Annotated in this window: 6 protein-coding genes; 4 read left to right on the forward strand and 2 right to left on the reverse strand. The window is 62.0% G+C overall.

Annotated elements, in window-relative coordinates; genetic code table 11:
• The first annotated feature begins 5 nt into the window (after positions 1-5).
• The gene (locus J4D52_RS24015) at positions 6-845 is read left to right on the forward strand and encodes an HlyC/CorC family transporter (RefSeq protein WP_007927086.1); all 840 of its coding nucleotides are present in this window, start codon (positions 6-8) and stop codon (positions 843-845) included.
• 8 nt (positions 846-853) lie between these two features.
• Positions 854-2377, forward strand: a complete 1524-nt coding sequence (gene lnt / locus J4D52_RS24020) for an apolipoprotein N-acyltransferase (RefSeq protein ID WP_102676680.1) — start codon at positions 854-856, stop codon at positions 2375-2377.
• 65 nt (positions 2378-2442) lie between these two features.
• Here the strand turns inward: lnt and J4D52_RS24025 are convergent, their stop codons facing one another.
• Positions 2443-3213, reverse strand: a complete 771-nt coding sequence (locus J4D52_RS24025; protein WP_102676681.1) for a YdcF family protein — start codon at positions 3211-3213, stop codon at positions 2443-2445.
• Positions 3214-3340: 127 nt separating this feature from the next.
• Positions 3341-3661 (reverse strand): hypothetical protein, encoded by a 321-nt coding sequence (locus tag J4D52_RS24030; protein WP_025807683.1) that lies wholly within the window; start codon positions 3659-3661, stop codon positions 3341-3343.
• A 259-nt stretch (positions 3662-3920) separates the two neighbouring features.
• Here J4D52_RS24030 and leuS point away from each other — a divergent pair, with 259 nt between their 5' ends.
• Complete coding sequence (gene leuS, locus J4D52_RS24035; RefSeq protein WP_102676682.1) at positions 3921-6527, forward strand: leucine--tRNA ligase; 2607 nt, start codon at positions 3921-3923, stop codon at positions 6525-6527.
• Between the two features lie 88 nt (positions 6528-6615).
• Positions 6616-7172: LPS assembly lipoprotein LptE (gene lptE / locus J4D52_RS24040; RefSeq protein WP_207272161.1), on the forward strand; the 557-nt coding region annotated here is incomplete at its 3' end.

Consider the following 7172-nt stretch of genomic DNA (forward strand, 5'->3'; position numbering starts at 1 on the left):
TCGCTATGAGCGAAGACCGATCGAGCAGCGGGCAAAAGTCGTGGCTGGGTAAACTGACCCAGGCTTTTGCCCATGAGCCGAAAAACCGCCAGGAGCTGCTGGAGCTGCTGCGCGAAGCCCACCAGAACAAGTTGCTGGACAGCGAAGCGCTGGCCATCGTCGAAGGCGCCATCCAGGTCGCTGACCTGCAGGTACGGGACATCATGGTTCCGCGCTCGCAGATGATCAGCATCAAGGCGACCCAGACTCCCCGCGAATTCCTGCCGTCCGTCCTCGATTCCGCGCACTCGCGTTATCCGGTGATCGGCGAAAGCCATGACGACGTCATGGGCGTTCTGCTGGCCAAGGACCTGCTACCGCTGATCCTCAAGGAGAACGGCGACAGTTTCAACATCAAGGATCTGCTGCGCCCGGCGACCTTCGTGCCCGAGTCCAAGCGCCTGAACGTGCTGCTGCGCGAGTTCCGCGCCAACCACAACCACATGGCCATCGTCATCGACGAATACGGCGGCGTGGCGGGGCTGGTGACCATCGAGGACGTGCTGGAACAGATCGTCGGCGACATCGAAGACGAGCACGACGTCGAGGAAGACAGCTATATCAAGCCCCTGCCGAGTGGCGATTTCCTGATCAAGGCGCTGACGCCGATCGAGAATTTCAACGAGTTCTTCGACAGCGAGTTTTCCGACGACGAGTTCGACACTGTCGGCGGCCTGGTGATGAGCGCGTTCGGGCACCTGCCTAAACGTAACGAAATCACCGAAATCGGTGCCTATCGCTTCCGTATCCTGAATGCCGACAGCCGTCGGATTCATTTGCTGCGACTAACGCCTATCCCCCGTTAAGGATCGACATGCTGCGCTTAACCCGCCCCGGCTGGCCCGGTAACCTGCTGGCCATGGCGGCTGGCGCAATCACCACCCTGGCCCTGGCGCCGTACGACATCTGGCCGCTGGCATTGCTGGCGGTCGGCTTCTTTTATGCCGGCCTGCGCGAGCTGAGCCCGCGCCAGGCGCTGTGGCGCGGCTGGTGTTTCGGCTTCGGCCTGTTTGCCGCCGGCACCAGCTGGATCTACGTCAGTATCCATACCTACGGTGGCGCCTCGGTGCTGCTGGCGAGCCTGCTGATGCTGGCCTTCATTGCCGCCATCGCGTTCTTTTTCGCTCTGCCGGCCTGGCTCTGGGCACGCTGGCTGCGCCGCAATGAGGCGCCCCTTGCCGATGCCCTGGCATTCGCTGCCCTCTGGGTGGGCCAGGAAGCCTTCCGCGGCTGGTTCCTGACGGGGTTCCCCTGGCTCTACTCCGGCTACAGCCAGCTCGACGGCCCTCTGGCCGGCCTGGCCCCGCTGGGTGGCATGTGGCTGATTTCCTTTACCCTGGCGCTGACCGCCGCCCTGCTCTACAACCTGCCCGGCCTGGTCCGCGCCGGACGCAAAGGCTTTATCGCCGCCGGCCTGGTGCTGCTGGTCGGCCCCTGGGTGATCGGCATCACGCTCAAGGGACATGCCTGGACCAGCCCATCGGGCGAGCCGCTGACCGTGGCGGCGATCCAGGGCAACATCGAACAGAGCCTGAAATGGGACCCCGCGCAGCTCAATTCCCAGCTGGCGCTGTACCGCGACATGAGCTTCAGCTCCAAGCGCGTGGATCTGCTGGTGTGGCCGGAAACCGCGGTGCCGGTGCTCAAGGAGTCGGCCGAAGGTTATCTGAACATGATGAGCAACTTCGCCGCCGACCGGCATTCGGCGCTGATCACCGGCGTACCGATCCGCCAGGAAGTGCATCACCAGAAGCGCTACTTCAACGGCATTACCGTGGTCGGCGAAGGCGATGGCGAGTACCTCAAGCAGAAGCTCGTGCCATTTGGTGAGTACGTACCCCTGCAAGACCTGCTGCGCGGCCTGATCGCATTCTTCGACCTGCCCATGTCGGACTTCGCCCGCGGTCCCGCCGACCAGCCGTTGCTGCAGGCCAAGGGCTACCAGATTGCGCCGTTCATCTGCTACGAGGTGGTTTACCCGGAATTCGCCGCCAGCCTGTCAGCCCGCAGCGACCTGCTGCTGACCATCAGCAACGATACCTGGTTCGGCACTTCGATCGGCCCACTGCAGCACCTGCAGATGGCCCAGATGCGCGCCCTGGAAGCCGGCCGCTGGATGATCCGCGCCACCAACAACGGGGTGACCGGCCTGATCGATCCGTTCGGCAAGATCACCGTGCAGATTCCGCAGTTCGAACGCGGAATTCTTTATGGCGAAGTGGTGCCGATGCACAACCTGACACCTTACCTGCAGTGGCGCTCATGGCCCCTGATCATCCTGAGCGTCCTGCTGTTCGGCTGGGCCCTGCTGGCTAGCCGGATCGCCAAGACTGTCTGACGCAGACTGCTCGCTCCTGCCAGGAACTTGCGATTCCTGCGGGAGCTGGCTGGTTCGAGATGAATCTAGTCCTCTCCACGATAAAACAGCTTGTAGCCCACCAGCCCCACCGCCTCGTTCAGCAACTGGCCGCTCTGCCAGATCGACTTGAACTCCGGCATCCAGCCGCCCAGCGGCCTGGCGTTATCCACCCCGAGGAACCCCACGGGTGCCGGTACCACGGTGAATCCTGCCTGCTCGAAACTCCAGACCGCCCGCTGCATATGCCAGGCCTGGGTGACCAGCACTATACGTTTGACGCCTTGCGGCTCCAGCACTTGCGCAGTGAATTGGGCGTTTTCCCAGGTTGTGCGGCTGCGCCCTTCCTGCCAGCGCACCTTCACGTCGAAATCGTTCAGCAACGACTCGGCCATCAACGCCGCTTCCGTAGGCGGCGTGCCGTAGTGCAGGCCCCCGCTGGTCAGGATCGGCAATCCGGAAGCCTTGGCCAGGCGCGCCGCGTAACGCTGGCGCTCAAGCCCGACCCCGGTCGGCTGGTCGCTGCCCCAGGCCGGATCGCCGCGCTCCCGCCCAGAGCCCAGTACAACGATCGCATCGGCCTGTTCGGCCAGGGTCGACCACTGGCTTTGCGTCAGCGCCGGCTCAGTCTCCAGGGTACTGGCGCCCCACTCCACCATCACAGGCAGGCTCATCAACCAGAACCCGCCCAGGCCGAGGGCAAAGCACACACCGGCCAATCGCGGCCTAGAGCGACGAAACCACCAGGCGAGCAGAAGCAACAGCAACAGAAGGCCAGGCGGCAGGAGTAGTTGTTTGACGAAATAACGAAAAGGCATCGAGCATCTCCAAAGATGCTCGAAGCCTAAGTGGGTAAAAGCAAAGCAACAACAGATACGAAACAGATTTTACGCACAAGGTACGCGGCGTTGACGCTGCGCAGATGCCCGAATGGGCGACGCAGACTCATTTGAACTGCAGGGATCGGACCTTTACCGCATCCCGGGCGGGCACCTTGTCTTTCAACCAGATGACCTTGGCCGAATGTGGAGTCACTTCGTGCCTCAGGCATTCGAGCACGCTCAATTGCGTCTCACGCTCACTACGATCCAGATAGGCCTTGATCACCTCGAGCTCGGCATGACTCAGGCCCCGCAACTCCAACTCCGCAGGACGCTCATTACGCAAGCTTCCTGCTGTTCTCGCTGCGTCCAGGGCCAAAGCCAGACGATCTATCAATCGTTCGTACAACTCGGGTTTTGTAACTTTCCGCTGCGACTCAACCATCCATTCACCTCATGAAAGTAAGACTCACTCCCCTTTTTGAGCTTAGTCGCACTGCCAAAACCGGCAGGGTGCCGCGACCAACGGCCCACGGCGCGTAATCAGGGTTTCCCTCGGTAGAGCGCGGTCATGTATGCTACGGCGCTTCCTGTAACTCCACTTCCAGCTCGACTGGGTCGCGAAAACGCCATATCTGGCGTCATCACCGCCCAACGTTGCATTGAAGAGGATTAGGCCACCCCTATTCAGTTCAAAAGTAGCCATGCACGAACACTATCAGCCCCGTGAAATCGAAGCCGCCGCCCAGTCGTTCTGGGATGAGCAAAAGTCCTTTGAAGTCAGCGAACAGCCAGGCAAGGAAACTTACTACTGCCTGTCGATGTTCCCTTACCCCAGCGGCAAGCTACACATGGGGCACGTGCGTAACTACACCATCGGCGACGTGATCTCCCGCTACCAGCGCATGCAAGGCAAGAACGTGCTGCAACCCATGGGTTGGGACGCCTTCGGCATGCCGGCGGAAAACGCCGCGATGAAGAACAACGTCGCACCGGCCAAGTGGACCTACGAAAACATCGCCTACATGAAGTCCCAACTGCGCAGCCTGGGCCTGGCGGTGGACTGGTCCCGCGAGGTCACTACCTGCAAGCCGGACTACTACCGCTGGGAACAATGGCTGTTCACTCGCCTGTTCGAAAAAGGCGTGATCTACCGCAAGAACGGCACCGTGAACTGGGACCCGATCGATCAGACCGTTCTGGCCAACGAACAGGTGATCGACGGTCGCGGCTGGCGCTCCGGCGCGCTGATCGAAAAACGCGAAATCCCGATGTACTACTTCAAGATCACCGCCTACGCGGATGAGCTGCTGGAGAGTCTCGACGAGTTGCCGGGCTGGCCCGAGCAGGTCAAGACCATGCAACGCAACTGGATCGGCAAGTCCCGTGGCATGGAAGTGCAATTCCCCTACGACCAGGCCTCCATCGGCGAAGCGGGCGCACTGAAAGTCTTCACCACCCGCCCTGACACCCTGATGGGCGCGACCCACGTCGCCGTGGCCGCCGAACACCCGTTGGCCACCCTGGCGGCGCAGAACGATCCGGCGCTGCAAGCCTTTATCGCCGAGTGCAAGGGCGGCAGCGTCGCCGAAGCCGACATCGCCACTCAAGAGAAGAAAGGCCTGCCGACTTCGCTGTTCGTCGAACACCCACTGACCGGTGAAAAACTCCCGGTATGGGTCGCCAACTACGTGCTGATGCACTACGGCGATGGCGCGGTAATGGCCGTTCCGGCGCACGACGAGCGCGATTACGAGTTCGCCACCAAGTACAACCTGCCGATCAAGAACGTGGTGCGCACCAGCGCTGGCGACGAAACGCCTGCGCCTTGGCAGGACGCCTACGGCGAGCACGGCGAACTGATCAATTCCGGCGAGTTCAACGGCCTGGATTTTGCCGGTGCCTTCGACGCCATCGAAGTGGCCCTGCTGAAGAAAAACCTTGGCCAATCCCGCACCCAGTTCCGCCTGCGCGACTGGGGCATCAGCCGTCAGCGCTACTGGGGCTGCCCGATCCCGATCATCCACTGCGACAGCTGTGGCGATGTACCGGTACCGGAAGACCAGCTGCCGGTAGTACTGCCGGAAGACGTGGTGCCGGACGGCGCCGGTTCGCCACTGGCGCGCATGCCCGAGTTCTACGAGTGCAGTTGCCCGAAATGCGGCAAGCCTGCCAAGCGTGAAACCGACACCATGGACACCTTCGTCGAGTCCTCGTGGTACTACGCCCGCTACGCCTCGCCAAAATACGAGGGTGGCCTGGTCGACCCGGCCGCAGCCAACCACTGGCTGCCGGTGGACCAGTACATCGGTGGTATCGAACACGCGATCCTGCACCTGCTCTACGCCCGCTTCTTCCACAAGCTGATGCGCGACGAGGGCCTGGTCAGCTCCAACGAGCCGTTCAAGAACCTGCTGACGCAAGGCATGGTGGTCGCCGAGACCTACTACCGCCGCGAAGCCAACGGTGCCTACACCTGGTACAACCCGGCCGATGTCGAGCTGGAGCGTGACAGCAAGGCCAAGATCGTCGGCGCCAAGCTGATCAGCGACGGCCTGCCGGTGGAAATCGGCGGTACCGAGAAAATGGCCAAGTCGAAGAACAACGGCGTCGACCCTCAGTCGATGATCGAACAGTACGGCGCGGACACCTGCCGCCTGTTCATGATGTTCGCTTCGCCGCCTGACATGAGCCTGGAATGGTCCGACTCCGGCGTCGAGGGTGCCCACCGCTTCCTCAAGCGCGTCTGGCGCCTGGCCCAGTCTCACGTAGCCCAGGGCCTGCCGGGCACACTGGAGCTGGCTACGCTGAACGACGAACAGAAAGTCATTCGTCGCGCCATCCACCTGGCGATCAAGCAAGCCAGCCAGGACGTCGGCCAGAACCACAAATTCAACACCGCCATCGCTCAGGTCATGACGCTGATGAACGTGTTGGAAAAAGCACCGCAAGCCACCCCGCAGGACCGCGCCCTGTTGCAGGAAGGCCTGGAAACCGTGGCCCTGCTGCTGGCGCCGATCACCCCGCACATCAGCCACGAGCTGTGGAGCCGACTGGGTCGCAGCGGCGCCATCATCGACGCCGGCTGGCCGGTGCTGGATGAGAACGCGCTGGTTCAGGACAGCCTGCAGCTGGTCATTCAAGTGAATGGCAAACTGCGCGGCCAGATCGACATGCCGGCCAGCGCCAGCCGTGAAGAGATCGAAGCCGCCGCTCGGAGCAACGAGAACGTGCTGCGCTTCACTGAAGGCCTGACGATTCGTAAAGTGATCGTCGTGCCTGGCAAGCTGGTCAATATCGTCGCTAGCTAATTGGATCAGACGTCAGCCCAAGGCTGACGCCGAATAAAACCTCCAGGGCCGCCCTATCGGCCCACATGGTTTCAAGGGGAGCAACAAGATGATCAAACGCAACCTCCTGGTGATGGGCCTGGCCGTACTGCTGAGCGCCTGCGGCTTTCAGCTGCGCGGTACCGGCACTACCGAACTGGCAATCAAGGAACTCGACCTGAGCGCGCGCAATGCTTACGGCGAAACCGTGACCCAGCTGCGCCAGGTTCTGCAGAGCAGTGGCGTCAAGGTCTACGCCGGCGCGCCCTACAAGCTGGTGCTGACCCGCGAACAGGAATCCCAGCGCAGCCTGAGCTACGCCGGTGCCGGTCGTTCGGCCGAATATGAAATGACCACCGTGCTGAACTACGACATCCAGGGCCAGAACAACCTGACCCTGCTCAGCGACAAGCTGCAAGTGCAGAAGGTCTACATCCACGACGGCAACAACCTGGTGGGTTCCGACCAGGAGTCGCTGGAAGTGCGCAAGGAAATGCGTCGCGACCTGGTGCAGAACATGATGCTGCGCCTGCAACTGCTGACTCCGACCCAGCTGGATCAACTGCAGCAGACCGCGGATGCCCGCGCCAAGGCCGAGGCCGAGGCGCTGGAAGCCGCGCAGAAGGC

The sequence above is a fragment of the Pseudomonas sp. GW460-12-10-14-TSB1 genome, from assembly GCF_017349775.1.
Classification (GTDB): domain Bacteria; phylum Pseudomonadota; class Gammaproteobacteria; order Pseudomonadales; family Pseudomonadaceae; genus Aquipseudomonas; species Aquipseudomonas piscium.

Excerpts from the sequence above, each read along its gene's own strand:
- leuS (WP_102676682.1), top strand. The coding sequence starts at position 3,921 with ATGCACGAACACTATCAGCCCCGTGAAATCGAAGCCGCCGCCCAGTCG.
- J4D52_RS24030 (WP_025807683.1), bottom strand. The coding sequence starts at position 3,661 with ATGGTTGAGTCGCAGCGGAAAGTTACAAAACCCGAGTTGTACGAACGA.
- lnt (WP_102676680.1), top strand. The coding sequence starts at position 854 with ATGCTGCGCTTAACCCGCCCCGGCTGGCCCGGTAACCTGCTGGCCATG.
- J4D52_RS24015 (WP_007927086.1), top strand. The coding sequence starts at position 6 with ATGAGCGAAGACCGATCGAGCAGCGGGCAAAAGTCGTGGCTGGGTAAA.
- J4D52_RS24025 (WP_102676681.1), bottom strand. The coding sequence starts at position 3,213 with ATGCCTTTTCGTTATTTCGTCAAACAACTACTCCTGCCGCCTGGCCTT.